The sequence below is a fragment of the Candidatus Nitrosocosmicus oleophilus genome (assembly GCF_000802205.1).
Classification (GTDB): Archaea; Thermoproteota; Nitrososphaeria; order Nitrososphaerales; family Nitrososphaeraceae; genus Nitrosocosmicus; species Nitrosocosmicus oleophilus.
In genome coordinates, this window is the sequence record NZ_CP012850.1 from 1,188,568 (window position 1) to 1,214,621 (window position 26,054).

Annotated in this window: 23 protein-coding genes; 14 read left to right on the top strand and 9 right to left on the bottom strand. The window is 32.4% G+C overall.

The window, feature by feature from the left end:
• The first annotated feature begins 165 nt into the window (after positions 1–165).
• From NMY3_RS05725 to NMY3_RS05735, 3 genes are all read left to right on the top strand, one after another.
• On the top strand, positions 166–366 hold the full coding sequence (locus tag NMY3_RS05725; RefSeq protein WP_196817957.1) for a hypothetical protein: 201 nt from the start codon (positions 166–168) through the stop codon (positions 364–366).
• Between the two features lie 140 nt (positions 367–506).
• A complete protein-coding gene (locus NMY3_RS05730; RefSeq protein ID WP_231100348.1) occupies positions 507–1,124 on the top strand; it encodes a uracil-DNA glycosylase in 618 nt (205 codons plus the stop codon).
• Positions 1,125–1,492: 368 nt separating this feature from the next.
• Positions 1,493–1,981 carry a DUF488 family protein gene (locus NMY3_RS05735; protein WP_196817959.1) on the top strand — a complete coding sequence of 163 codons (489 nt, stop codon included), beginning with the start codon at positions 1,493–1,495 and terminating at the stop codon, positions 1,979–1,981.
• A gap of 627 nt (positions 1,982–2,608) precedes the next feature.
• On the opposite strand, the gene NMY3_RS16660 is transcribed toward NMY3_RS05735, so the two are convergent.
• Both NMY3_RS16660 and NMY3_RS05745 read right to left on the bottom strand, forming a co-directional pair.
• Positions 2,609–2,791 carry a hypothetical protein gene (locus NMY3_RS16660; protein ID WP_231100349.1) on the bottom strand — a complete coding sequence of 61 codons (183 nt, stop codon included), beginning with the start codon at positions 2,789–2,791 and terminating at the stop codon, positions 2,609–2,611.
• Between the two features lie 680 nt (positions 2,792–3,471).
• The gene (locus NMY3_RS05745) at positions 3,472–4,173 is read right to left on the bottom strand and encodes a hypothetical protein (RefSeq protein ID WP_231100350.1); all 702 of its coding nucleotides are present in this window, start codon (positions 4,171–4,173) and stop codon (positions 3,472–3,474) included.
• A gap of 154 nt (positions 4,174–4,327) precedes the next feature.
• On the opposite strand from NMY3_RS05745, the gene NMY3_RS05750 reads away from it, so the two are divergent.
• Positions 4,328–4,789 carry a hemerythrin domain-containing protein gene (locus tag NMY3_RS05750; protein ID WP_196817960.1) on the top strand — a complete coding sequence of 154 codons (462 nt, stop codon included), beginning with the start codon at positions 4,328–4,330 and terminating at the stop codon, positions 4,787–4,789.
• 193 nt (positions 4,790–4,982) lie between these two features.
• Here NMY3_RS05750 and NMY3_RS05755 read toward each other — a convergent pair whose 3' ends face one another.
• The 5 genes from NMY3_RS05755 to NMY3_RS05775 all read right to left on the bottom strand — a co-directional run bounded on the left by NMY3_RS05755 (position 4,983) and on the right by NMY3_RS05775 (position 8,960).
• Entirely contained in the window at positions 4,983–5,255 is a 273-nt protein-coding gene (locus NMY3_RS05755) for a hypothetical protein (RefSeq protein WP_196817961.1), read from the bottom strand.
• 317 nt (positions 5,256–5,572) lie between these two features.
• Positions 5,573–5,890, bottom strand: coding sequence for a Rieske (2Fe-2S) protein (locus tag NMY3_RS05760; protein ID WP_196817962.1), 318 nt, complete (start codon positions 5,888–5,890; stop codon positions 5,573–5,575).
• A gap of 432 nt (positions 5,891–6,322) precedes the next feature.
• Positions 6,323–6,835: a 4Fe-4S dicluster domain-containing protein gene (locus NMY3_RS05765; RefSeq protein ID WP_196817963.1), complete on the bottom strand. Its 513-nt coding sequence runs from the start codon at positions 6,833–6,835 to the stop codon at positions 6,323–6,325.
• A gap of 212 nt (positions 6,836–7,047) precedes the next feature.
• Positions 7,048–7,413 carry a DUF488 domain-containing protein gene (locus NMY3_RS05770; RefSeq protein WP_196817964.1) on the bottom strand — a complete coding sequence of 122 codons (366 nt, stop codon included), beginning with the start codon at positions 7,411–7,413 and terminating at the stop codon, positions 7,048–7,050.
• A gap of 1,046 nt (positions 7,414–8,459) precedes the next feature.
• Complete coding sequence (locus tag NMY3_RS05775) at positions 8,460–8,960, bottom strand: CBS domain-containing protein (protein ID WP_196817965.1); 501 nt, start codon at positions 8,958–8,960, stop codon at positions 8,460–8,462.
• A 610-nt stretch (positions 8,961–9,570) separates the two neighbouring features.
• On the opposite strand from NMY3_RS05775, the gene NMY3_RS05780 reads away from it, so the two are divergent.
• From NMY3_RS05780 to NMY3_RS05795, 4 genes are all read left to right on the top strand, one after another.
• A complete protein-coding gene (locus tag NMY3_RS05780) occupies positions 9,571–10,905 on the top strand; it encodes an NAD(P)/FAD-dependent oxidoreductase (RefSeq protein WP_196817966.1) in 1,335 nt (444 codons plus the stop codon).
• A 70-nt stretch (positions 10,906–10,975) separates the two neighbouring features.
• Positions 10,976–12,130, top strand: a complete 1,155-nt coding sequence (locus NMY3_RS05785; RefSeq protein WP_196817967.1) for a patatin-like phospholipase family protein — start codon at positions 10,976–10,978, stop codon at positions 12,128–12,130.
• A gap of 82 nt (positions 12,131–12,212) precedes the next feature.
• A complete protein-coding gene (locus tag NMY3_RS05790) occupies positions 12,213–13,679 on the top strand; it encodes a molybdopterin-dependent oxidoreductase (RefSeq protein WP_196817968.1) in 1,467 nt (488 codons plus the stop codon).
• A 330-nt stretch (positions 13,680–14,009) separates the two neighbouring features.
• The gene (locus NMY3_RS05795) at positions 14,010–14,300 is read left to right on the top strand and encodes a hypothetical protein (RefSeq protein WP_196817969.1); all 291 of its coding nucleotides are present in this window, start codon (positions 14,010–14,012) and stop codon (positions 14,298–14,300) included.
• A gap of 52 nt (positions 14,301–14,352) precedes the next feature.
• Here the strand turns inward: NMY3_RS05795 and NMY3_RS05800 are convergent, their stop codons facing one another.
• Positions 14,353–14,568: a transposase gene (locus tag NMY3_RS05800; RefSeq protein WP_196817970.1), complete on the bottom strand. Its 216-nt coding sequence runs from the start codon at positions 14,566–14,568 to the stop codon at positions 14,353–14,355.
• Between the two features lie 256 nt (positions 14,569–14,824).
• Between NMY3_RS05800 and NMY3_RS05805 the strand changes: the two genes are divergently transcribed.
• Entirely contained in the window at positions 14,825–15,310 is a 486-nt protein-coding gene (locus NMY3_RS05805; protein WP_196817971.1) for a universal stress protein, read from the top strand.
• A gap of 1,074 nt (positions 15,311–16,384) precedes the next feature.
• Here NMY3_RS05805 and fumC read toward each other — a convergent pair.
• Entirely contained in the window at positions 16,385–17,890 is a 1,506-nt protein-coding gene (gene fumC / locus NMY3_RS05810; RefSeq protein WP_425319396.1) for a class II fumarate hydratase, read from the bottom strand.
• A gap of 362 nt (positions 17,891–18,252) precedes the next feature.
• Between fumC and NMY3_RS05815 the strand changes: the two genes are divergently transcribed.
• From NMY3_RS05815 to NMY3_RS05835, 5 genes are all read left to right on the top strand, one after another.
• On the top strand, positions 18,253–20,079 hold the full coding sequence (locus tag NMY3_RS05815) for an FAD-binding protein (protein ID WP_196817973.1): 1,827 nt from the start codon (positions 18,253–18,255) through the stop codon (positions 20,077–20,079).
• 133 nt (positions 20,080–20,212) lie between these two features.
• Positions 20,213–21,994 (top strand): thiamine pyrophosphate-dependent enzyme, encoded by a 1,782-nt coding sequence (locus tag NMY3_RS05820; RefSeq protein ID WP_196817974.1) that lies wholly within the window; start codon positions 20,213–20,215, stop codon positions 21,992–21,994.
• Between the two features lie 350 nt (positions 21,995–22,344).
• Positions 22,345–22,518, top strand: coding sequence for a CDGSH iron-sulfur domain-containing protein (locus tag NMY3_RS05825; RefSeq protein WP_196817975.1), 174 nt, complete (start codon positions 22,345–22,347; stop codon positions 22,516–22,518).
• A gap of 156 nt (positions 22,519–22,674) precedes the next feature.
• Positions 22,675–23,136 carry a hemerythrin domain-containing protein gene (locus NMY3_RS05830; RefSeq protein WP_196817976.1) on the top strand — a complete coding sequence of 154 codons (462 nt, stop codon included), beginning with the start codon at positions 22,675–22,677 and terminating at the stop codon, positions 23,134–23,136.
• Between the two features lie 1,380 nt (positions 23,137–24,516).
• Entirely contained in the window at positions 24,517–24,939 is a 423-nt protein-coding gene (locus tag NMY3_RS05835) for an ATP cone domain-containing protein (protein ID WP_196817977.1), read from the top strand.
• Positions 24,940–26,054 lie beyond the last annotated feature (1,115 nt).

Consider the following 26,054-nt stretch of genomic DNA (forward strand, 5'->3'; position numbering starts at 1 on the left):
AAATAAATGTCTATTTATGAATCCAAATTGCTCTTATCAATATGTCGAATTAAAAACAAGTGATTATCCCTAGTTCATCTATTTTTTTATATCATGCAAAAGGATCTCCTTATACTATCGTTAGAGCAGCTAACATTACCTTAAATAAATATATTTCAAAGAAATATGGGGCTAATAATATACGAGCATATAGTTTACCTCGGAAATATCGCTACGGCGGCAACATATGAATCGATGACTACCGTAGATAGAGATTTGGCTACTCAAGAACCTTCAATGAAGAGGGGGGTAGACCTGAAGAGCTGGCAAAAGTTGTTACATGTATTGCGGATGATAACTTTTCTTTTGCCACAGGTAATACCATAATTATAGATGTTGGCAATATATGATTGTAATAAAAATAGTAGGGAAAGCCTTAAAAATTTATCTTCTAATATCAATTAGTTATATTATAGTTGTTTGATAATTTTGAAACTAAAGTAATTGAATGTAAACAGTGTCCTCGTTTGATTAAATACATAAACCATGTAGGACAAACAAAAGTAAAGAGGTTTATTAATGAGAACTATTGGGCAAAACCTTTACCAGGCTACGGTGATTCTGCGGCCACCCTTTTAATTATTGGTTTAGCACCTGCAGCTCACGGCGGTAATAGAACAGGCAGAATATTCACTGGAGATAGCTCTGGCGATTGGTTAGCAAAAGCATTATTTGAAACAGGTTTTGCAAATCAATCAACTAGCATATCTAAGAATGATGGATATAATTTAAGGAATGCCTATGTTACAGCGATAGTTAAATGTGCCCCGCCGAAGAATATTCCGATTCCTACGGAGATAACGAATTGTTCTCAACATATGAAGACAGAATTAAAGTTATTAGAAGATCATCTTAAAGTTATTATTACTCTTGGAAATATCGCTTTTGATAGTTATTGTAAAATATCAGGTTTAAAAGGGCTAACCTTTGGTCATAATTTAGTATATCCTTTAGAAGGGGATAAAAAATTAATATCTTCCTATCACCCTAGTAAGAGAAATACAAATACGGGAACCTTAACATGGGATATGTGGATTAAGGTATTCAGAATTGCTCAGTCATTTGTTAATGCATCTCAAAAATAGCCTAGGTTTTCAAATCATATTTATATTTTGTTGATTTAAATAAATTAACAATAAAGACAATTACATATTTTTCCTATACATGCTACCATCTATATAGTATTAGAATTTTCAATATGTAAACAAGTTAGTACAAGATGACAGAGCGAAAAATATTAGAAACGGATTAAACGCATCCCGTTGTTTTTCCATTATCTTTGGACAATGCAATTACAATAAATTATAGTATATTTTTCTCTAATTATTACCTTCTCAATAACCCTTGAACTCTTTTATTTAAAAAGAAGAAAATTATAACTTTACCAAATCAATGTTAGATGAACCTCAGATATTTTACTATAGGGCATTCGAATCGTCAATGGGATGAGTTTATGCGTCTCTTAGAAGATAATAAGATAGCATCAATAGCTGATGTACGTAGGTATCCTGGTTCTCGAGTTTGTCCGCAGTTTAACAAAGAAAATATGATTAGAGAACTTCTGATAAAAAGCATTGAATATAGACATATAGAGAAACTTGGTGGAAGACGAAAACAAAGTGATAAAACATCAGTGTATGATAATAGCGGGTGGCAAAACAAGTCTTTTAAATTCTATAAAGACTATGTGGTAACAAGTTCATTTAAAGAAGGCATAAAAGAATTACTTTTACTTTTAGCAAATTGTGATGGTTTTCTTGCTGTTATGTGTTCAGAAGCAGTGCCATGGCGCTGTCATAGAAGATTAATAGCAGACTATCTAATTATGATTGAAGGTATTTCTGTTTACAATATTATTGGGAACAGCAAACGCTTCAAACCTCATAAAGTAACTTCATTCGCTCTTCGTCAATCAGATGATTTAGTTGTTTTTCCTAATTGACTGATCATGTCTAAGAAGATCCACTATCATTTTGTTTCGAAACGTATCTTGTTACAAATGGAATATCAAATCGGGGCTTATCCCAAAATTCATTAGAACATACATTGTTGAATTCATTTTTGAAGTGTGACCTCCATTCATAATGAGAAGAAAAAAATAAGACTAAACCTTCTCCACACTTGAGAATCCGTCTAGATTATAAGATAAACTAAAATTATTTTACCCGATAAGAAGTTTTCCAAATCTGTGATTTGATCAGTTTATTTTTCAGGCAGAATAGGGTTCGAAAACCGTGCGCGTGATAGAACAAGGAGTGGGGAGAATGATCTAGAATTCGTACAGCTAAATCTTGCATAATCATTTAAATAAAATAATTTTAAGACAGTTATTAACCTTACATGACCTTCTAAATATTTTAGCCAATGTTTTTATTAAAAAGAGGATTGGTAATCCTTAGTATTCGAATTGATAGTATCACGTCTTTGTTATTTCACCGTTTTATCGTCGTCTGGTTTTTAATGTCGTAGCATATCAGATAAATCAAGATTCTGGAATTGCTTTTACAGTAATTATCGTTACTTTTAGTGTACATGAGGCGATGGTGTGCTATCTTTTGAGAGATTCATTCTATGTACCTTCGGTTTTTTCATGATATTCCAGATTAGATTGATCTACCTTAATCGCTTGGGGAGGACATACAGATACGTAGGCCATGCACCAAATATAATCATGTTCTCTGATTGGATGGGACTTGTCGGTATAATCTTTTCTTTCTTCCTTTTCTATGCTACCAGTTCCTTCATTTGTCACATTGATCATCTCTAATGCAGGAACATCTTGTTCTGATATATACCATTGATATACTTGAACAGGACAAGCTTCTATACAAGCCCCATCAGCAAAACCAGAATCCCAGTCTAATGCTACAGAAGTTCCAGGAACTCCTAATCCTACATGTTCTTCCTCTCTTGCTTTGTATGCATCCTGGACTTCATTGCTGATGGATGTTTATGCGTCAGTTATTGCCGAACCCTAAACATAGTGAAAGTGTTCTTTATCAGAAAGATTATGTTTTCCAATTACTTCATAATTCTTTGGAAAATCTGGATCTACTGGCATATAAAAATAAATTCAACGATACTTATAAACACCTACAATCGTATCAGAGTAGAAAGTCATCAACACACTTTAGCTAATTTCTCTAGTTCACATTTATAAAAGACAATTATTAGGTATACTGAAAGATTAAGATAACTTTATCCATCAAATATGGTAAAAGAGGGTTTTTGTATCTTTGGGGTATGGGTAAATGTTTACTCGATATTAATAATATTCTGGTTTTAGATATAACAACTGATAATCGCTTAAAGAAAGTATTAAATACCTTTACAAAATAATAATCTTCCATCAGTTTTTTATACAATGCATCTCTGAACTGCAACTTAAGCCGATAAAATAGATATAGCATTACATAAGGATGTGTATGCAAGTCATATGCCTTTTTTTCTGTTTACCACTAAAAATCCAATTCCACCACAGATTATTCCAAAGATTAATACCAGTATTGCAATAGCAATTGGTTCAACAAAGGGTGCTAGAACTTCATGTGCTTGCCCTGCGTTAAATCCCAACCCACCTACTGAAGTTGGAAGCATTGCTGCTCCACCTGTATATCCAGCTAACATTAATAGAGCCATTGCAACGGTGGTACCTATATTCATAAGAATAAGATGTATCCAAGCAAATACTCTCGCACCATTGTGATCTTTGTACTTTTTTTTGAGGACTCGCTCTATATATAAATAAAATAGGGCTGAAACTGCAACACCAATTACTCCAACTACGATGTACATAACATAGCCTAAAGTAAACCAAGTGCCTGCTCCTCCTCCTGCTATTACTCTAGACACGCCCGGTTCTAGTATCGAAATTTCTCCAAATATTATGAAAACTGTTAACCCAACAATAATTGCTCCCTGAACTATCGCAGCTGTTATGAATCTTCTAGTCCAAACCAGATTTAACTGATGATTTTCTCCATTATGCATTTGTAAGTTAATGTTTATTGTACTATTTTTAGCACTATCATTCCCATATTCTTTGACTTTTACTATGAGAATATAGCTGCATAATTCTAGTCCATTATTTTGTCGTATTAATCTTGTGGAAAATAGACTTTTGTAAATAGACAATTCTGCAAATCTAATTCCGTGTTTTTGATGTCTAATATTTTGTGATATTTTTTTATATTATATAGCATGCGACATGATGAGAATAAATGAAGGCATAGTAAGATGAAATTTTTCTATTAGTGTTATTAATACGTATCACAAAATAAAAGTGTAAATGAACTACAAAATAAATTTTGATGAATCCATTCCTGATATGATTGAAAGGCTAAAACAGGAACATGTACAATTTGAAATAACTTTAAACAAAATAACCAAATACAATGAAGAGAATAACATCAACAAGGCAATAGAAACTATAAACTATATGAGCCAACCAATAATAAAACACGCTGTTGAAGAAGAAGCAAGGTTAATGCGAGTAATAATGCATAACGCGAAAGAAGAATCCGCCGATTCTATTAAAATAATGCAGGAGCATAATTGGGTTGTGGATTTTCTAAAACATAGAGTGTCATCTTTAGAAAATAGTATTTACCGACAACAAAACAAACAGGATAAACAATTTGAACAGAAAACTCGGAATGAAATTAATGAATTTGTTACAAATCTAAAGGAGCACTTTGAAGAAGAAGAACAGATTGTTTTTCCACTTGCACTAAAAGCAGATTTGAAGTAAACAGATTTTTTTATGATATTAATCATCTTCATCAATTAGTTTTATCCTAAGTTTGTCTTATATAGATGGTATTGCAGTCTTAGAAATTTATTTAAAAATACGGTTTTTTAATCTAAGATCGTTTATCTAACATAAATCTAAAACCCTGATGTTTATTTGGAATAAAATATCTTTACAGATGCTTTTCTTTTCACTAGTTTGCTGAAGATGGTTTCAGCAAATTGTTATTATTAAGCTGTACATTTTGACTAATTTTATCGACTTCTTTTATCTGTTGATTTTGTTGATTTATGAACTCAGTTATTTTGGCTAAAACATCCTCAAGCTCCATACCTTTTCTACCCGGACCACTGCCATCTACTAGCCCTCCAAATATTGAATTATGCATATCATGTGACTGCTTGTCAATATAACTTTGTCCTATAATATGAGATAAAATCCCGATAGTATTTTCTTGCAGTCCCATTAGTTAACATCCTGCCAATACTTACAGAAGCCAGACCAGCTAACTGTTTATTAAGAAATTGCTTATTAAAACGAGCCGCATTAGCAATTACATCTGACGGAGTTAAATTATTTTTATCTTGTTTATTATTTTGAGTCTGATTATTGATGACATAAAATTTAAAACAAAGTTATAGTTATAATACCTAGATTTTGTTGTTATAACCATGATTTGTTCATTAATAATTTAATTAATTTTAGAATTTTCCATATCTTGTCTTATTTATTATTGGTTATTTTAGGTTATATGAATTCATCTATGCTCTTTAGGTCTATTCTTTAATTGATAAAAATATAAATACAATTCTCTTCAATCTTGCTATCATATATTTTTAAAGGAATCTTTGCAGGAGGATTTTGTGATATACCAGTTTCTAGTTCAAACCTAGAAAAATGCAGTGGACAGGTGATAGTTTTTTCCTCTTCATTTAAGAAACCTGTCGACAGATCAGCATATTCGTGAGTGCATATTCTATCAGTTGCATAAATTTTACCTTGTATGATGGTTACAAGAATCTTTTTATCATCGTAATCAAATGCCACAATCTTATCATTATTTAAAATATCCACTTTACACACATTTATCCATGCCATCATAATATATCGATAATGATATCATCAATAACTGTTTACGTATTCTTTCAATTTTTACATTGATATTACAACAACGGGAGCTCAATTCAGATGTATAATGTATAAAAGATTAGCTAATCTAACGATGTATAATAAAATAATATGACGATATTGTAGCTATACCTTTTTTCTATCTGGAATAGCCCTTTTAGATATCAATGGATAACAGTATGATCGATTTACTTTACTAAAACAATTTAAGAATCATTTATGATAATCTTCCTTTTTGCTAGTTTGCTCTTACAGTATGGAACCAATTCGCTACAATTTTCCATTAATTTAATGCTGATTACTCGATACATTTTGATCAAATATTAATGATGATAAAAAAAGAATTTTGAAATATTACTCTATTCATTGAAGTGATCGTATATGATAAGGTTGCAATTTTAGAGATTATTGTCTATTTGTTTCACCCAAAGACTTTGACATTTCGTCATGAACCTGTAAATTTGCTTCATCAACTTTTATTGATTGAGTAGGACATACTGTTACACATGCCATACACCAAATGCAGTCGCGTTCTCTTATTGGGTCTGATTTATCTGTAAAATCTTTTCTGCCATCTCTATTGCGATCCTCACCTATTCCTTCACTTGTTGCATTGGTCATCTCTATTGCAGGAACATCTTGTTCTGATCTATACCATTGATATACCTGAACAGGACATGCTTCTATACAAGCTCCATCAGCGATACACGAATCCCAGTCTAATGCTACAAAAGTTCCATGCACTCCTAGACCTACATATTCTTCATTTCTTTGCTTATAAGCCTCTTGAACATCTGCATTTTCAGAGGATTCAGCATCAGTTCTTCCTGGGCCCCAAACAAAATGATATCTCCCATCTGCGTTTTTGTGTTTTCCTATAATTTGGTGATTCTTTGGAAATTCTGGATCTATTGGCATATAGTGATAATATCATTTACCTATATAACAACTTGGAATTATTTGCAATCGTTAGTAATCAAAAGGTCAATTTAAAAAAACATTCACTTATAGTAGAATCAAAAACGTGAAAATATTTTATTAAAACGGTTTCTATCATCGATCTGAAAATAGTCTATTTTGCTATGCTTTGACAAATGATTGAGCAATTCTAAATACGTTAATCCATATACCTACTTTTTAATATTCTCGAGATATTCCTTCAATGCAACTGCATTGTTGAATTTTTTGTCTTTTGCTCCATATAAGAAAATTACTGGACCTTTGTCTACTTTATCTAAAATGGTATTTATAGATTTATTACATTTCTCAAGTTCTTTAAAATATCTTGATTTAAATTCATCCCATTTTTTTTCTTCATGATCAAACCATTTTCTTAACGGGGTACTTGGTGCAACATCCTTTATCCACAAATCGATATTTACCTCATTTTTGCTTAGGCCACGAGGCCAAAGCCTATCTATTAAAATTCGGAAACCGCTGTTATCTTCATCACTCTTTCCCTTAGGATTATCATATATTCTTTCGATTTTTATCAATGATATTATAACGACTTTGTACTTAATTCATCTAGGATGTATAAAAGATTTGTCAAATCTTAGTAATAAAGGAGAAAAATAAAAAATGCATTTGTAATATTGACTCGATGGATTTCTCAAAAATAATTAAAGTTATGTATCAAATATAATCCCAAATGATCGATTCAACATTAGTTATTTCAAATACCAGTACAATTATTTTAAAGCCATTATAAAATAATATGATTTCGCATTTAGTGTGTGAATAGTCATAAACCGTTTGTATCTCATGTAATTGTAGAAAAAAAAAGGAGAAAAGGGCGATACAAACATAATAGATATATTATTCTAAAGCCCTGATTTCCAAATAACTTTGAAAAAATGGGATTAATGAAAACAATGCCAACTTCAGAGATATTGAATTTGTTTGGGTTGCAAATCCGACCAAAAATGGAAACATGCCGCATGAAATCAAAAACCAAAAGTTCTTGTGAAATATTCCTTTAAATATTTCAAAATTGTATGCAAATAAAAAACCTCAACAATTCCTAACAGTATTAGAAGAGGCGCGAATATCAATTAGTAATAGATTCCCAAAAGATAATAAAATAGCACAAAGATTATAATAATCATCCAAGACTGTTTTTTAATAATTCGCCCCAAGGTTTAATCTTCTTTGATCCAATATTAACATCTATATGAACAGCAATTTCCAATGACACAAAGTAAATTAATGCTATCTTCCCTAACCTTTCGTAATCGTAAGGATTTAAGATCATGATTCCTTACTACAAAGGAAATTCACATCCCGGTATATGTTAGAAATAACATTCCGCAAAATAATCTGAACCTTATTGGACCAAATTTCGAGACGAACCATTCGTTTAATCTATTATATTTATGTATTTCTTTTTACCAAAATTATGTTGAAAATGTAAAACATATGTTAACTTGTAGTAATCTGAAAAATCCTATTGACAAAAGAAATGACGATAATTCCACTTCTCCATTGTTTTAATAATTAATTTATCAAGATCATGATGGTCACATCATACCATCTATTATTCTTACTTGTAAAAAGAATTACTAAACCAAAAATGTGAAAAATCGTCGTATAATTCTTTCTGAGGTATAGGAAAATCAGCCGATATAACTGTAGTAATTAATTCCTTATTACTCATCAGTAGTTTAAACATGTCATGTTCAGTAACAATACCTACAAGGGCAGTTCCTTCCAGAATAATAACTCTTCTTATCTTTCGTTCATACATTAATTTCATTGCGTCTAAAACCGATGCATTTTGTGAGAGTGTAATTAATGGATAACTCATGAGTTTTCTAATAGGAACTTCCAAGTCTGATAATGAAAATGTGCTTACTACTCTAACTACATCCCGCTCAGTAATGATGCCTACTGGATTTTTGCTCTCATTATTATCAATAATTACAACTGAACCTATATTGTTGTCTATCATAACCTTAGAAGCACCAAAAACATCTTGTTCTTGATCAATTACTTTAACATTTTTATTAACTATCTGTGAAATACCAATCGATTCTAGACCCATTAATTTTCTTATATTTCCTTTTATATTAAACTATATATTCTGAAACTGCTAGGTAATAAGATATAAGCAACAAATCTTGGTATTATTACTAATTAAAAGTATACAAAGGAAATAACAAACTTAGTTTACATGTGAAATTATTATTTCAGTATAAAATGATATCATACATTCAATAAATTCTCATTAACTTATACTTTTACTCATATACCCGTCCCCTGCTAAAAAAGATAATGCAATAGATAGTAGATTATATACAAAATTAACCATATATCTGATATATGCGCGAAAGTGGGAAAGTGCACTCATCAATCAGATGTATTTGATTAAACAATTGATGATCAGATATCAAAAATACATTCGAGTGCAATCGTTTAAATTGCAATCTCTTTATTAGATACATTATTATAGTTTAGAGAATAGCTTGATGATACTATGAGAAAATACCATATTCAAAATATACCAACACATTGTTACTCTACAAATATTTTTAGCAGCAAATTTAACAATAGAAAACAGCAATATATTACAATCCATGCCAACTCAAGAAACAGTTATTGCATTTGAACCAATATGAATAATAACCACGTGGAATAAAACCGAGACATATCAAATGTTAAAGAAAAATAATGCAAATAAAAACAAACAAATTGTAATATTGGGTGGAGGATTTGGAGGCATTGGAGTATTAAAAAATCTTCAAGATGAATTTCGGGAAAATAAAAACATAGAAATCACCTTAATAAGCAAAAATAATTTCCTTCTTTTTACCCCCATGCTTCCTGAAATAGTATCGGGAGCTATTGAAACAAGACATATAGTAACTCCTATTCGTTCATTTTGCAATAAATCAACGTTTTATGAGGCGGAAGTAAAATCAATAGATTTAGACAACAAAGAGATAACTATAACTCATACTATTGGAAGAGAAACGCAAGATTCTGATGTTGAAGAAAAAGAAGGACACGATCATAAACTTCGATATGATTATCTTGTTATTGCATTGGGAAGTGAAAACAATTTCTTTGGTAATTCTAATATCCAAGAAAATGCATTTACGTTAAAGACTATTACTGATGCAATTATTTTAAGAAACCATTTAATCAAAGTTCTAGAACAAGCAAACATAGAACAAGATGACAAAGAGTTGAGAAAAAGTTTATTGACTTTTGTAGTTGTCGGAGGAGGTTTTAGCGGTGTTGAAACGGTAGGAGCAGTTAACGATTTCATACGCGAATCTGTCAAACGATATTATCCGAATATTTACATGTCAGATGTAAAAGTCATCCTAGTTAGCGCTACTAATAATCTATTAGAACAAATAGATGAGGATCTAGGGCATTACGCTTTAGAAAAATTAAAGCAAAATGGAGTGGAATTTATTATGGATACTCTGGTTAAAGATATAGCCAAAAATACGACAATATTAAATAACGATATTGTAATACCTTGTTATTCTCTTATTTGGACTGCTGGAGTAACACCTAATAAATTAATTACAGATCTTAACTGCAAACATGATAAAAATCATAGAATTATCGCGAACAATTATTTAGAAGTAACTGGGTACGAAAATAGTGTTTATTCTCTAGGAGATTGTGTTTCTATAATCGATCCTCATACAGGAAAACCATATCCTCCCACAGCACAGCACGCAATAAAACAAAGTGATGTTGTATCAAAAAACATTATTTCTTCTATCAAAGGGAAACCTGAAAAAGACAAACAATTATTTGATTACAAATCAAAAGGAATGATGGCACAGATTGGTAAAAGAACTGGAGTCGCAATTTTCTTTGGTAAAATCAAATTGCATGGGATATTAGCTTGGTGGCTTTGGCGTATGTATTATTTAATAAACTTACCCACAACAAAAAAGAAAATCAAGGTCATTGGGGATTGGACATTTGATTTCATCTTTAAACCTGATATAAGTCAAATTCAATAAAGAGAAAGGATAGGAAGATTTTGATATATTTAAAAATAACAATAAGAAGAAAAGGGATAAGAGGATAAAAATGGACATTGAAACCATTCTCGTACTTCAAGGAGGGGGTTCACTTGGTGCTTATGAATGTGGAGTGTATAAAGCACTTTACAAAAGAGGCATCGAATTTGATATTCTCGCTGGTTCATCCATTGGTGCCATTAACGCGTCAATAATAACTGCTGCACAGAATTCAGAAAAAAATACTTCTGAAATCCTTGAATCTTTTTGGCTCACGCTTGCTGAAAATATCAACCCATCAGGTTTCAATTTTGAAATTCCATACCTATCTTTTGATAAAAAAATGGCTCTATGGGCTTCAATGCAATCGTCGTTTTTTGGTAATTCAAAGGCATTCTTACCAAAATGGTTTAGTCCCGGTTCTCCCTTTTATTTTGATCCATCCAATTGGACGTATCTCTATGATTTGACTCCACTCAGAAAGACATTAAAAGGGTTTATAGAATTTGAGAATCTCAAGAAAATTACTACTGACAAAAATGATAATAAATTCGACAAAAACAAATCAAACTCTGCAAGACTAATTGTAACTTCTACAGACATACAGAAAGGAGAACCAGTGATCTTTGATAATGCTCATATGGACATCGATGTAAATATGATAGCTGCTTGTGCAGGTTATCCTTTCTATGGATTAAAGTGGACCATAATAGATGGGAGATATCTATGGGATGGAAGTTTGTTAACCAATACCCCAATGATGGAGGTTATGAGAGCGTCCCCGCTAAAAAATAAGAAGTTATACATTGTAGATGTTTTTCCACGTCAGCAAGAAGAAATTCCCAGTAATATGATTGAAGTTTGGCATAGAGCCAGAGATATAATGTTTATGGATAAAACAGACACAAATATAGAAATGCTAAAGATTAGTGAAAAATATCTAAACCTCTTAAAGAAAATGCACGATATTGTTAACTCAGAGGATGCGAAAATAGATCAAAGTACAAGAGATAAACTAAATCAATTAGATTCTGACTATCGTTCCTTAACCCAAAGTCATGGCGCAGCCATAATGGATGTGGTAAGAATAGGTAGAAAGGAAAGAGATTCGCATTATTTATTTGAAGATGCAGACTTTTCTAAATATAGGATAAAAAGACTTATTGAAGAGGGTGAAAAGGATGCAGAATCTAAGCTTAAAAGGGAAAAGAATGTTGTAAAGTGATTCTATATGAGGAGAAAAAGATATCAACGTACTCATGGTGTTGTGATCTCAAAAACATGTTAATGATCAAGTGCATTATGTAATGGTATTCGATGATTTCCCATTTTGGTTACGGTTTGCACATTTTATAAATATAGTCTTTATCATTTTATTGATCAGAAGTGGTGTCGAAATACTTAGTGCTCTTCCAAAGTTATACTGGAATGATCATGCAAGACCAGGTACAGAGTGGATAAAATTTACCAAAAAAAAGTTCACACCTAATTTTAAGAAAAGGACGTGGATTTCCCTTGAGGAAGAAGAATCTTTTTCATCGTGGATAGCGTTACCGGGTCACAAGAACCTTGGAATAGGCCGTCACTGGCATTTTTTATCCATTATTTTCTGGATATCTAATGGTGCAGCATACTACATCCTACTTTTTACAAGCGGTGAATGGCAGCGGCTCATTCCTACTTCATGGTCGATTTTACCAGAGGCTATTAATGATGTGATGTTGTACGCAAGCTTTCAATTTAATCTTCCAGGTAATCCTTATGATTCAATACAACAACTAACGTATTTTAGCGTAGTTTTCTTACTTGGTCCATTCATGATTGCAACAGGTGCTGCAATGTCTCCTTCTATAGATGCTAGATTTCCAAGGTATCCCAAGATCTTTGGAGGCAGACAGGCCGCACGATCTCTACACTTTCTCGGAATGATTGGCTTTGTTTTGTTTATTATAGTACATGTAGCTATGGTTATATTATCCAATTTTTCAGAAAACATGGGTAACATTTTCTTAGGTCAGGCTACCAGTTTTGGCATCGCAGTTGGAATATTTGCACTTTTTGTTCTTGTAGTTGTAGCAGTTAATGTCTGGGCTACTGGCATTTCACTTAAAAATCCAAGGCTTGTACAGCGCAAACTTGGCGCTATAATAGATCCCATAAGACAAACTTTGTTTAATAAAGTTGTATCAAGACAACAGTTTTCAAAATCAGATGTAACACCTTTTTTTAGAGTTAATGGTTATCCCCCTGATACAAAAGAGTATGAAAACCTGATGAGAAATGGCTTTTCTGACTGGAGATTAAAAGTTCTGGGATTAGTAGAAAAACCACTTGAACTCTCACTTGTGGATTTGTATGCATTAAAAAAAGAGATACAAATTACAGAACATTCTTGTATCCAAGGATGGACCGCTATAGGAGAATGGGGTGGAGTTAGTATGAATCATCTTCTTTCAAAATGCAAACCTCTCCCTCAAGCAAATTATGTAGTGCTTTACTCTTATCAATTTACTGACGGAGACCAATTTTATGAGGCAATTCCAATAGAACTTGCTAAACACCCACAAACCATACTTGCGTATGAGATGAACGGGGATTTATTAGATATACCTCATGGGGCACCGTTACGATTGAGAGTTGAAACTCAACTTGGATACAAGATGGTAAAATGGATAAAATCTATCGAACTTGTAGACGATTATAAAAATATAGGTATGGGGCAAGGAGGACATCGTGAAGATCATATGTATTATGATTTAGGTGCAGGGATTTAGAAGTATAAGAGATATGTTTAGACCTGAAATACATCGATCATGGTATAACAAGTTCAATGTCCTGTGCTGACCCTGTTAACTTAGATGCTTTCCCAAAATTATCTTTCTATAGATGATCATACAACAAGAGAAACTGTACCAACCCTATTTCTCGGCGTTCTTCTTGTACCTTGTAAATAATTTTCTAAACCTGTTGAGCAATGAATTGGTTCTTTCGACAACTCACCTTCTTTTAGGGGAATATTTTTTGCTTTTGGGTTTCGCTTTTATTTTATTCTTATCCCTTGTCCTTTCTTTCTCTTGCATGGTACGTGTAGGAGATAGTCTCGTTTGATTAGATCCTGCTCCTCAGATTTGAAATTGTATGCTTTGTCTAGACAAAGATGTTGCGGCCACATTCTTCTTCCTAATTTAGGTTTGGATGATGAAAACGATGATAGTCGTCTGATAACCGTAATATCTACAACATCAGTTCCCAGTTTGACCTCATGGGTGCTGGCATATGATATGATAAACAGAAAAAGGGATACCGTCCTTATTTGTCAAAATATGTCTTTTTGTGCTCAGTTTGCTCCTGTCTGTAGTATTATTCCCGGTCATCGTCCCCTAAAAGCGATCTGATAGATGTGCAATCTAATGATTGCCCTGTCCAGTTTATACCACCTTGATTATCCTATATTTTTAATAGTCTGATCCCTATCCTTTTAAAGATATCTAGTCTATTCCATTCCTTGAATCTCCTATGACATGTAAAGGTCAAACCGTCTTCTTTGGTGAGTATCTTCCACTGACAGCCAGTTCGCAGGACGTATAGGATACCGTCATGTACTTTTCTGTATGGTACTATCGGTTTACCTATAATCTTGAATGGTTTCTCTCGGTAAAACAACTTTAATCTCATCCCATAATTCATCAGGAATCTTAAGTATGACAGACGTTCTTTATTATTACTCTCCTTAAGGATACTGGTCGTACCACTGTAAAAAAATCAACTAGCTATAATTCTATCGAATTTGGCATAAGCACTTGATAATAAGACTGAGAAAACATCGAATATTTAAAAGAAATTATCTATATTTGTATTTAAATAGCCATGTACAAAGGCTTAATCTTTTTATTCTTAATACTATATGTATAAACATATCTTGTCAAATTATGCTTCATTTAATTTAACAAATCAAAAAATTTCAAATATTCTAGTAGCGATAGATGGCTCCGAACATTCATTCAAAGCTGCAGAATATGCCATTGATTTAGCTAAATCTTTTGGAGCACACCTATATGCCGTTACCGTTACATATATTCCTGCATCAGAAAATCTATCACAAAAAGATGTAATAAATAAATCACTAATAGAAGACAATATTGATAATAATGATAGAAAAGATGCAGGGAAGTGGTTTGAAAGCTTTACTCAAAATGCAAAAGAAAATGATATTCAATTAAAAACAGAATTAATTAACAGTGCTAGATCTGTAGACTATGTAATATTAGAGTATGCAGAAAGACAAAAAATTGATTTAATTATGGTTGGAACTAGAGGACGAACAGGATTTAAGAAATTATTGTTAGGAAGTATCGCCTCTTCTATAGTAACATATGCTCATTGTCCTGTAATGGTTGTTAAATAGTATTAACTAATGTCAAAATTGAAGGCAGTATCAAAGATAACTCCAGAGAAATGATACTTTAATAATTCGCTCTGTTCACTTAAGTATTTATAATTTACTGTCATGACAATCATCAAACTGATTCAGTAGATCATTATGTGGCCTAATTTACAATTCTTCAACTTGCAAGGAAAGTAATCCTTAAGACCTTCTGTTCTATAGTTGGTATACTGCATATTCCTGCAGTAATGTTGTTTTGATATTGGGATGTATGTAATTGATCGAGTTGCAGGAATCTACAAGCTTGTGGATATTAGGTGTTCCCATTCGTAAAAGGGGGGGAGCTTTTCATGAATCCGGACCAAATCTGATATAAACCTCTATGTATTGACAAGTTCTTAAATTTTTTTTTCTTGATTATTTTTTTGTATGATGTTCTTGAATCTAGTTCCAAAGTACAAGATAGTTTCATCTAAAAAAATAAGGTAATCTTTCAAATATTTCCTTGTAAAAAGTCTGAAAAATATAAATGCAAACTGTAACCAATATAGTTTGACGGTATTCCACTTTTGGCAATTCTAATGAATCTTTATTCTACATCCTTATTTTAAGTGAATAGAGCCAAATAATTACAGAAATTTTGAACCTGATAAATTAAGGAAAAAAATAAAAGCTAGATAAACATTATTGTGTTTTCTTTGTGAATAGATAAACTTTCCTTCCACCGTCTAAGGCTTCTCTATATTCAAGTATCATAAATATAAATAGGAATACTTTTTTATTATTGCATTTTTGTCAATATTTTGTTAATTTTCCTAAAGGATTTACTGAAATATAAAAGTATAACACATAGTCATCATGGTTTGAAGTTGTTAGAGATATGATGTTAGAAAAGTAATTAGATTAATTCCATTTATATGACTTTATCCATAGTTATTTTATGATGAATCTCAATTTTTCCCTTTAGTGTTCGATGGAGGCTTATTGCATCTTCTTCCAAACTCAATTAAACAATTAACTGAAATGTGATCTTGTTATGGTATATATGATATTATTGTATAATTAGAACAGAAGATAAAGAATTTGAAATACTATTTAATTATTTTTTGGGTCAGTACAATTTTCATGAGATGTCATATTCTCTGGCTTAACAAGTCGGTCATATTCTTCTCCAGACAAATACCTCAACGCAAGTGTAGCCTCTCGAAGAGAGATGCAATCTTTATGTGCTTTTTTAGCAATCTCTGATGATTTATCGTATCCTATGACAGATTTTAATGCAGTTACTAACATTAGAGATTCTGATACCATATCGTACATATATTTTTTATTTGGCACAATTCCTTGATCTTCTATTTGTTTTTCATCAACATGTATAACGTTTTTTTGTATACAAAATTCGCGAAATGTATTGCATACATCCGCTAAAAGCCTAATTGACTGCAATATATTGAATGCAATAACTGGCTTGAATACATTAAGTTCAAAGTTACCTTGTGAACCTGCCATTCCAATTGTCATGTCATTACCAATAACCTGACAACATACCATAGTCATAGCCTCACATTGAGTAGGATTCACTTTACCTGGCATTATAGATGATCCGGGTTCATTCTCCGGTATACGAATTTCACCTATCCCACAACGCGGACCAGACGCCATCCATCTTATGTCGTTAGCAATCTTCATAAGAGAACAAGACAACGTTTTTAATGCGCCACTCATCGCAACAATAGGATCATGACTGGCCAAAGCAGCAAACTTATTGGAAGCGGAGCGAAATGGTAATTGAGTCTCTTTTGCAATTTGTTTAGACATTTCTTCGCCAAATCCTTTGCAGGAATCTAGTCCAGTACCTACTGCCGTACCACCTATAGCAAGATCATATAATCCATCAAGTGCTTGTTCTATGTACTTGTAATCCATATCAAGTTGCGCAACCCAGCCTGAAATTTCTTGTCCAAACATTATAGGTACTGCATCTTGTAAGTGGGTCCTGCCGACCTTGACCACATCTGCATATTCTCTGGCTTTTTTATGTAAGGCGTTCCGTAAATTAAGTATACTTTGCAGTAATGATATTCTATTCTTATTGTTGTGAAGATGTTGTATAAAGGGAGTATCTATAATCTCCAATACCGATGCAATGTGCATTGCAGTAGGAAAAACATCATTAGAGGATTGAGACATATTAACATCATCATTTGGATGTATCGGCTGTTTTGACCCGACGATTCCACTAGATAATTCGATAGCACGATTGGAAATGACCTCATTGACATTCATATTTGACTGAGTTCCTGAACCTGTTTGCCACACAAAAAGAGGAAAATGATCATCTAGTTTCCTAGAGATAACTTCTGTAGCTGCATTTACAATAAGTGTGGCTTTTTCCTGTGATAATCTCTTATTTTTAGGTAATAGTGGAGATGAATTAACAATTGCAGCACATTTTTTGATTAAGGCTAAAGAATGTATTATTTCTAAAGGCATGTGATCATTCCCAATGGAAAAATGTTCTACAGACCGTTGGGTTTGTGCACCCCAATACCTGTCTGAATTTACTCTTATTTTACCCATACTATCAGTCTCATTACGCATATCATTCGTCGTGGAGAATTGGGATTTTCGTTTGTGTAACCTGGTTTGTAGATCTTTAATAGCATTGTATATATTAATCGAGTCTCCTGGCTTATCAAATATATTGTCAATAGATTTAGAATTTTTCAGTTCCAATATTCTACATATCGTGTCTATTGTTTCAATATCTTTATTTGAAAAATTTAAAGTATACATAGATTAGTTACGTCTCGTTTCTTTAAAAGTTATTTAGACGTTTCATTTACTTCATTAAATAAAGGATGAGTATTTCTATTCAATAAAAATTAAATCGAGAGATTATAATCGGTTTGAGTTGTTTTTACCGAAATATTCAATTGTATTAATATATTATAGTATTCAGATTGACCAAAAATGATAATCTTGATTCCACTCACGCACTAGATGTCTTAGTTATAGGTGGCGGTTCTGCAGGTCTTAGGGCCGCTATTGAAGCCCACGATGCCGGTGCAAATGTCCTTATAATTAGCAAGAGTAAGAGTGGAAATCCTCATACAGTATTGGCCAGGGGAGGTATTAATGCTGCATTAGGAACTATGGACCCTGAAGATAATTGGATGATACATGCTGCCGATACTTTAAAAGAAGGCGAATTTCTTGCAGATTATAGAAGAGTCGAAATTCTTTGTAAGAGCGCTCCAGATGCTATTAATGAGCTAGTCAACTGGGGTGCTAGATTCCATAGAGAGAAAGAAGATGGAAGATTAACTCAACGATTTTTTGGTGCTCATACATACAGAAGAACAGTTTTTTATGAAGATTGGACTGGCGATGAAATTGTACGTGTATTAATGAATCAAGTTGATCAAAGGAGAATCAAAATCATGGATGATATTTACATCACACAATTACTAGTAAAGTCAGACAAAAAAGAAGACGATCCACTTTCAAAGGAAATCAATGGAGCAATTGGAATTGATCTAAACAAAAGGCAAATTATATTATTTGAATGCAAATCTGCTATTCTTGCTACAGGTGGATACACTAGAGTTTATTCGACAAGCAGTTCTAGAATTTTTGAAAACTATGGTGAGGGCATTTCCTTAGCTTATCGATCAGGTGTAGAACTAGTAGATATGGAAATGGTGCAGTTTCATCCGACTGGAATGGTTTGGCCTGATAAAGCTTCAGGAACTCTAGCCACTGAGGCTATACGAGGTGAAGGAGGGATATTGTTAAATTCGTCAAATGAAAGGTTCATGAAAAATTACTATCCCCAAAGAATGGAACTTGGACCACGTGATGTTGTAGCCCGTGCTATTTATAATGAAATTCTTGAGGGTAGAGGTACAAAACATGGAGGAGTATGGTTGGATGCGACTCATCTTTCGAAGGAGAAAATTTTAGATCGACTCCCTACCATGTATGAACAGTTCAAAAGTATTAATGGAATAGACATATCCAAAGAGAAAATGGAAGTTGGCCCTACTGCACATTATTCGATGGGTGGCATAGTAGTAGATGACAAATGTAGAACAAAAGTCAAGGGTCTGTTTGCAGCCGGAGAAGCAATAAGTCAAATTCATGGGGCTAATCGATTAGGCGGAAATAGTTTACTGGATACCATGGTTTTTGGTAAAATTGCAGGCAGAGAAGCATCTAGATTAGCAAAAGAGACAAAAGATGAAATTTCGCTCACGATTAATTCTTTATCACCACCTTTAAGCTTGAATGAAAATACATCAAAGGAATTCAAAGACGAAATCTTTATGGTTAAAGAACCACTGGTCTTTCGCAATAAAATACAAGATTTAATGGAGCAGTATGCTGGAATAATAAGAGATAGCGCAAAGTTACAAAAAGGATTAAAGAATCTGTTGGAATTAAAAGAGGCATTTTACTCTAAAGACCATATTGTAAGGGATATTCGATTTGATGATGATAAAGATAATATTGAAAATATCATTTTAACTTTAGAAGTAAAATCTTCTTTAATCGTTTGTGAGGCCATAATGAGGAGTGCATTGATGCGACAAGAATCTAGAGGTGCTCATTATAGATCTGACTTTCCAAATATAGATAATGAAAAATGGATGAAAAACATTTATTGTAAAAAAAATGGAGAGTCAGAAATGATATTGTCTACAGGTGAAGTCAAGGTAATCGAAGGACCGTTAAAAGATCTGCTCAAATCTCATTCCAAACCAGAACACCATCGTGAATTTGAATAAGCATTAGTATTATTTGTTCCAAAAACTTCATAAAAATGACGGATTATGTGTTTAACTAGCTATATAATCATGGATAGAAAATAATTATGAAAAGAAATTGATCTTATATAATAATGTGTTATTATAGCAATATATGACTGAATATGAGAACATGCGTACAGCGGATATCATCGCCGAAGCATTACTTGATTGGAATGTAGATGTCATTTTTGGGTTACCGGGTGATGGAATAAATGGATTTATTGAGGCATTAAGACTGAGACAGAATAAAATCAGATTCATCCTCGTAAGACATGAAGAATCTGCAGCATTTATGGCTTGTGCTTATGCCAAATATACCGGCAGGTTAGGTGTCTGCGTGGCTACTTCAGGGCCTGGAGCAATCCATCTTTTAAATGGACTATATGACGCCAAGGCGGATAATACTCCTGTTCTTGCAATTACAGGTACTACATACTCGGATCTGATGAATTCTAATTATCAGCAAGATGTTAATTTGTTGCAATTATTTTCAGATGTTACAGTTTACAATAGTATGATTACTGTTCCTGAGCAAGCAGAAATGACTGTAGATATTGCATGTAGAACTGCATTAGCACAGAGAGGGGTAAGCCACCTAACTATTCCTATCGACGTCCAAGAAAAAAAGCTAAGTGGCAAATATTCTAGACATAATGTGGCTTATCATACATCAGATGTACATATTACAGAAACATCCCCAAACCATGCATTAATAGAAAAAGCATCTAAAATTCTTAATTCAGGGAGCAAGGTTGTTATATTAGCTGGACAGGGAGCTCTTCAATCAGGAGAAGAAGTTATTGCAGTCGCAGAAAGATTAGGTGCACCAGTTGTCAAAGCTCTTTTAGGTAAAGCGGTAATTCCTGACGACAACGTCTACAGTTTGGGCGGTATTGGTTTACTAGGCACTGAACCATCGAGTGATGCAATGAGTGAAGCGGACACTCTCTTTATGATCGGGACGTCATTTCCATATACAGATTATTTACCAAAACCAGGTCAAGCAAGGGGGATTCAAATAGATATAAAAGCCGAAAAGATTGGTCTACGATATCCAGTTGAAATTGGTTTGATAGGTGATTCAAAGACAATACTTTCTGAATTGCTTCCATTGTTGGTTCAAAAGAAAAATCTAGAATTTCTAAAATCAAAGCAGCAAGCAATGAAAAACTGGAATAGATTATTGAGAGAACGAAGCAGTAGAACCGATAATCCTATTAAGCCACAAGCTATTGCAATGATGGTCTCTGAGGAATTAGAGGAAAACGCAATTATTTCTGTGGACTGTGGCACCAACACATCCTGGGCCGCTCGTTATATAGACATACGAAAAGGGATGAAATTTTCCCTCTCAGGGACTTTATCTAGTATGGGAAATGGTTTACCTTATGCAATTGCAGCACAGATTGCTTTTCCAGGAAGACAATCTGTCGCATTTGTTGGCGATGGTGGCTTGACTATGTTAATGGGTGAATTTGCCACTGCTGTTCAGTATGATCTTCCAATAAAGGTCATTGTTATAAAAAATAATACTCTAGGAATGATTAGGTGGGAACAGATGGGTTTTCTTGGAAATCCCGAATATGGGGTAGAGTTTACTCCAATTGATTTTGCAAAGTTTGCTGAAGCATGTGGAGGTAAAGGCTATTCAATAAAAAAAGCATCTGAAGCAGCATCTATTATCCACAAGGCTATGAAGGAGAATAAACCAACATTAATTGAAGCATATGTTGATCCTTTCGAACCTCCTATGCCTCCAAATGTTGGAATGGATTATGTAAATAATTTAGCCCAATCATTCGCAAAGGGACAACCATATGCCAAAAGAATTGGATTAACGTTATTCAGAAACAAGGTGCATGAAGTACTAAAAAATTATCATACTCATTCATAATAAACAGACGAGGCTCTGATTTGATACCATTTACCTCGTTTTCGGAGCGCTTCATTGAGTACGATCAATTTATCCTGTAAGCAATAACAACATTCAATATTAGTTAGGCGAGCCTCTTTTTTTGTCTTTGAAGTTGAGGATACTGGACCAATATCTAGGTATGATTAGCCCACCATTGTAGATAAATGAGAATAATGAACTTATCTAGCAAATAATTAATCTCCATTAATGGAACAAAGTACAATAATATTTGGCAACCAAGGTTAAATGTGGTTCATAAGTGAGAATGTTTTTTGTGGCAAAAAAGGAGAAACAATATTCTTTATATATCTATACTATAGTAATAGAATATGACTAAAGTCGAACTCAAATGTACAGAAAATGGACCCATTATGGTAATGGTAGATGGTAAAACCTTTACAGTGTTATGCAGATGCGGTGGTTCTAAGAATAAACCATATTGTGATGGTACGCATGCAAGGATAGGTTTCAAGGCAGAATCTAGAGAAATTCAGATTTTATAATCCCAAGTAACATCTGATTATCCTGACAGCCTTTTTATTTTGAGATTTTATATTATTTTATGTTATTTAAGGAAGTTGAAACAAACCAATAATAAACGTAGAGATGAGTATTAAATTAAGTATCTTATTAATATATAATATTAAATAAAAACATAAATGGTTTATAAAATCAATTTTAATAAATCCATCCCCGATATGATTAGTAGATTAAAACAAGAACATATAGAATTTGGATTATCTTTAAACAATATAACTAGATATAATAAAGAGAGTAACATTACAAAAGCAATTGAAGCTATACATGAGATGAGCGAATCGATAATCAAACACGCTGTTGAAGAAGAAGCAAGGTTAATGCGAGTAATAATGCATAACGCGAAAGAAGAATCCGCCGATTCTATTAAAATAATGCAGGAGCATAATTGGGTTGTAAATTTTCTAAAACATACAATACCAGATATAGAAAATAATTTTTACCAACAAAGTAAACAGGATATGCAATATCGACAAAAAGTTCAGAATGAAATTAATGAATTTGCTACAAAACTGAGCAATCACTTTTCTGAAGAAGAACAAATCGTTTTTCCTCTTACGTTAAAAGCAGATATGCAGATATGAAGTAGACTAAATTGAAATCAAATCTTCCCGCCAACAAATGCAATAACAATAATCACAATGTGACATAAAAAGAAAACCTGAACTTGCAGAAGTGAAAATCAAACAGAAATGAGAAGATCATTAGTATCCTTCTCATGGAGTATAGAACGTAATTGATAAGGATTTGAAAGGTTAAATTGGGAATAGTGATTCAATGATTCAGTGATTATTACAAATGATGTAATTGCATACCTTACAGCGAAAGACTATTAGTTAGTAAGTAACATGGATTTATCAAATGTAGAGCAAATCGTAATGCAACTTTGTATTCATAGTACATTCATTACTGCACCGGCTGAAATATTAGAAAAAAAGTGTCGACCAAACCATGAAGGATGTAAAAAACATGTCAAAAGAAAACTTTACCATGAAGATATTCACTAATTATTCTAGCAATATTTTATAAACGACTGATTATAATTTATAAAATCAAACGCCCTATGCATCTTGCCACCACATTTAGTAAATATATTTTTTCAGGTGGTCTCATTTATTCTATGGTAATGAATACCCTGGTTGGAGCATTTAACTTGTTAACAGCGTTTTCATTAGATGGGGAAATATATCGCATGTTTTATTAGATAAATGGAACAAGAGTATGATGAAGCCACCAAATTTGTATTAAAGGTAGGCACAGGATTTCATTCGGATTGATAGTGTATGGTTTTATAACTATATTTAAAGGCTCATCTCTTGTGGGATTGTGGGGTTTGGATACTCAAGTCTAAATTATTTTGGGAATGATAAAACATATCTACAACTACATGAGTTATCAAACAAATTATCTAATCGGAGACTATAGGATGTTTTGATTACAGATTTTATACATGTAAACTCAAATATTACAGTAGAACAAGTAATTCAAAACTACTTTAATGTTTATCGAAAAAGTGAATTCTCTATACTAGATAGTGAAGGTTACTTACTATGGTCTGTATAAATAGACAAATCGGAGAATCTCATTCTTTATCACGTTTATTGTCCCAAAATAGTAAATCAAATAAGAAAAAACTTGAATGTATAGTCAGCAAATCCGGTTTACTCAATATCACAAAGAATGATAATAAATTCAAAAAGAATACTAAATAAATAAATAATAAAAATAACAACTGATTAAACAAAAAGTATATGTACGTCATTGCAAACACTTTTGTTTTAGTTTTTAATTTTTGGCGTTAGATGTCATTATCATATCAGTAACTTATAAAAAGTGATTTTTTGCGGCTTCAGAAAAGTATACAGAATATGTGAACAAGGTGGAAAATTAGAATTTTTTTAGAGTTGAAATTATGATAGTTTGTCTAATTCTTTTATATCAAAACATTGTAGAATATAGTTGAAATGACGGAAAATTCGAAAGATCAGTCATTGTCAGAATTAACTGTAGAAAAACGGAGTGGGAATATTGAAAAATTCGATGAGGAAAAGCTTGTAAGAGGAATTAGTAGAGCTGGTACACCATTTTTGATTGCTAAAGATATTTCTAAATCGCTAGTACATAAATTGGCCGAGAATCCTCCTATTGACAATTTCATTTACTCTAGTAAAATTAGAGAATATGTTACACAAGAACTAAAGAAAAGAAATCAAAATACAATAGCTGAATCATATGCAGGCTATAGTAAAAATAATGTAACCTCAATTAAAGAACAACTTAAAAATAATAAATACGATTCAAAAGTTTCACAAACAAAAAACACTCAATCAAAACAGTTTGAAAAAGACAGAAAACGGTTTGCAAAAGACAAGGATAACGCCTTATAGAGATGTAAAAAAGCAGAAAATTAATAAAATTAATCATTTATTCTTTGCGATAAAACATGTTCCACTCACATACATGTTTATGAGATGATTACTTCAACCAAATAGATATATACTAGCTGTAGTAACCAGTTCCATAATAATAATGGAAGTACAAATATTTGTAACATAGGGCTATTTTTTGAATCAATTTACTTTATATTGTTCCATAACTAGATGGACTTTTCTTTCATATAGGGATTAATTTGTAATGGGAAGAATGATGTTTAATACTTTGAACTTAAATTTCTACTCCAATAGTGACGTCAAACCCATGTCGAATTGCTAAGTGATAGTATACTACTTAAATCAAAATGGAGAGGTAATGGTAAGGTTGGATAATAATGAAAGGATTGAACTGCATAAACATAGCGTAAGATTTGATGACGATTCAAGGGAAATAGTTATTGATACCAGTATTGCAACTTACTAGATAGCTATAGATCAGGTTTCGTACTATTAAATAAACCAAAATATTTTATAAAAGCATAATCAATGTTATATTATAAATTTATCTAAACTACATTTCATTTATTAAAAATTAATTATTGAAGTCAGTAACGTCAATTTATAATCTATCGATAACTTATAAATACACTGGGCGCCTCTTGTACCAGATGTCGTCTATTTTCTTACAAAAGCAGAAATTAGAGGATAATCGACAAGAGCGAATTTATAGCAATAGATTGCGTTTTAGAAATTTAAGATATTTTTTAAGATGTCAGAATTGCTTTTGGAAGGCGTCAACTTTATCCATTACACCATATCAACACGATGCATATTTAAAAAAATGCCCTCTTATTGCGATGATAGAATCAATATGTTTTTGATTGACAATAGATAGTATTCCATATAAGACAATCAATTACAATGACAATAGGATTTTTGCAACCCGAATACAGGGTAAAATTTATGCAACTGATAGAATTTGTAAATCCGAATATGTTGATTGGTCAACAGATTTTTTCTAAGGAAAAGAAAAAAACATTAACTGGTCCGCTGCATCTTGTTGATTTGAATTAAGAAGTGATGTGTCACAAAGCCTCTTGCAGACATCGTTGTAAAAAACAATGTTTGTA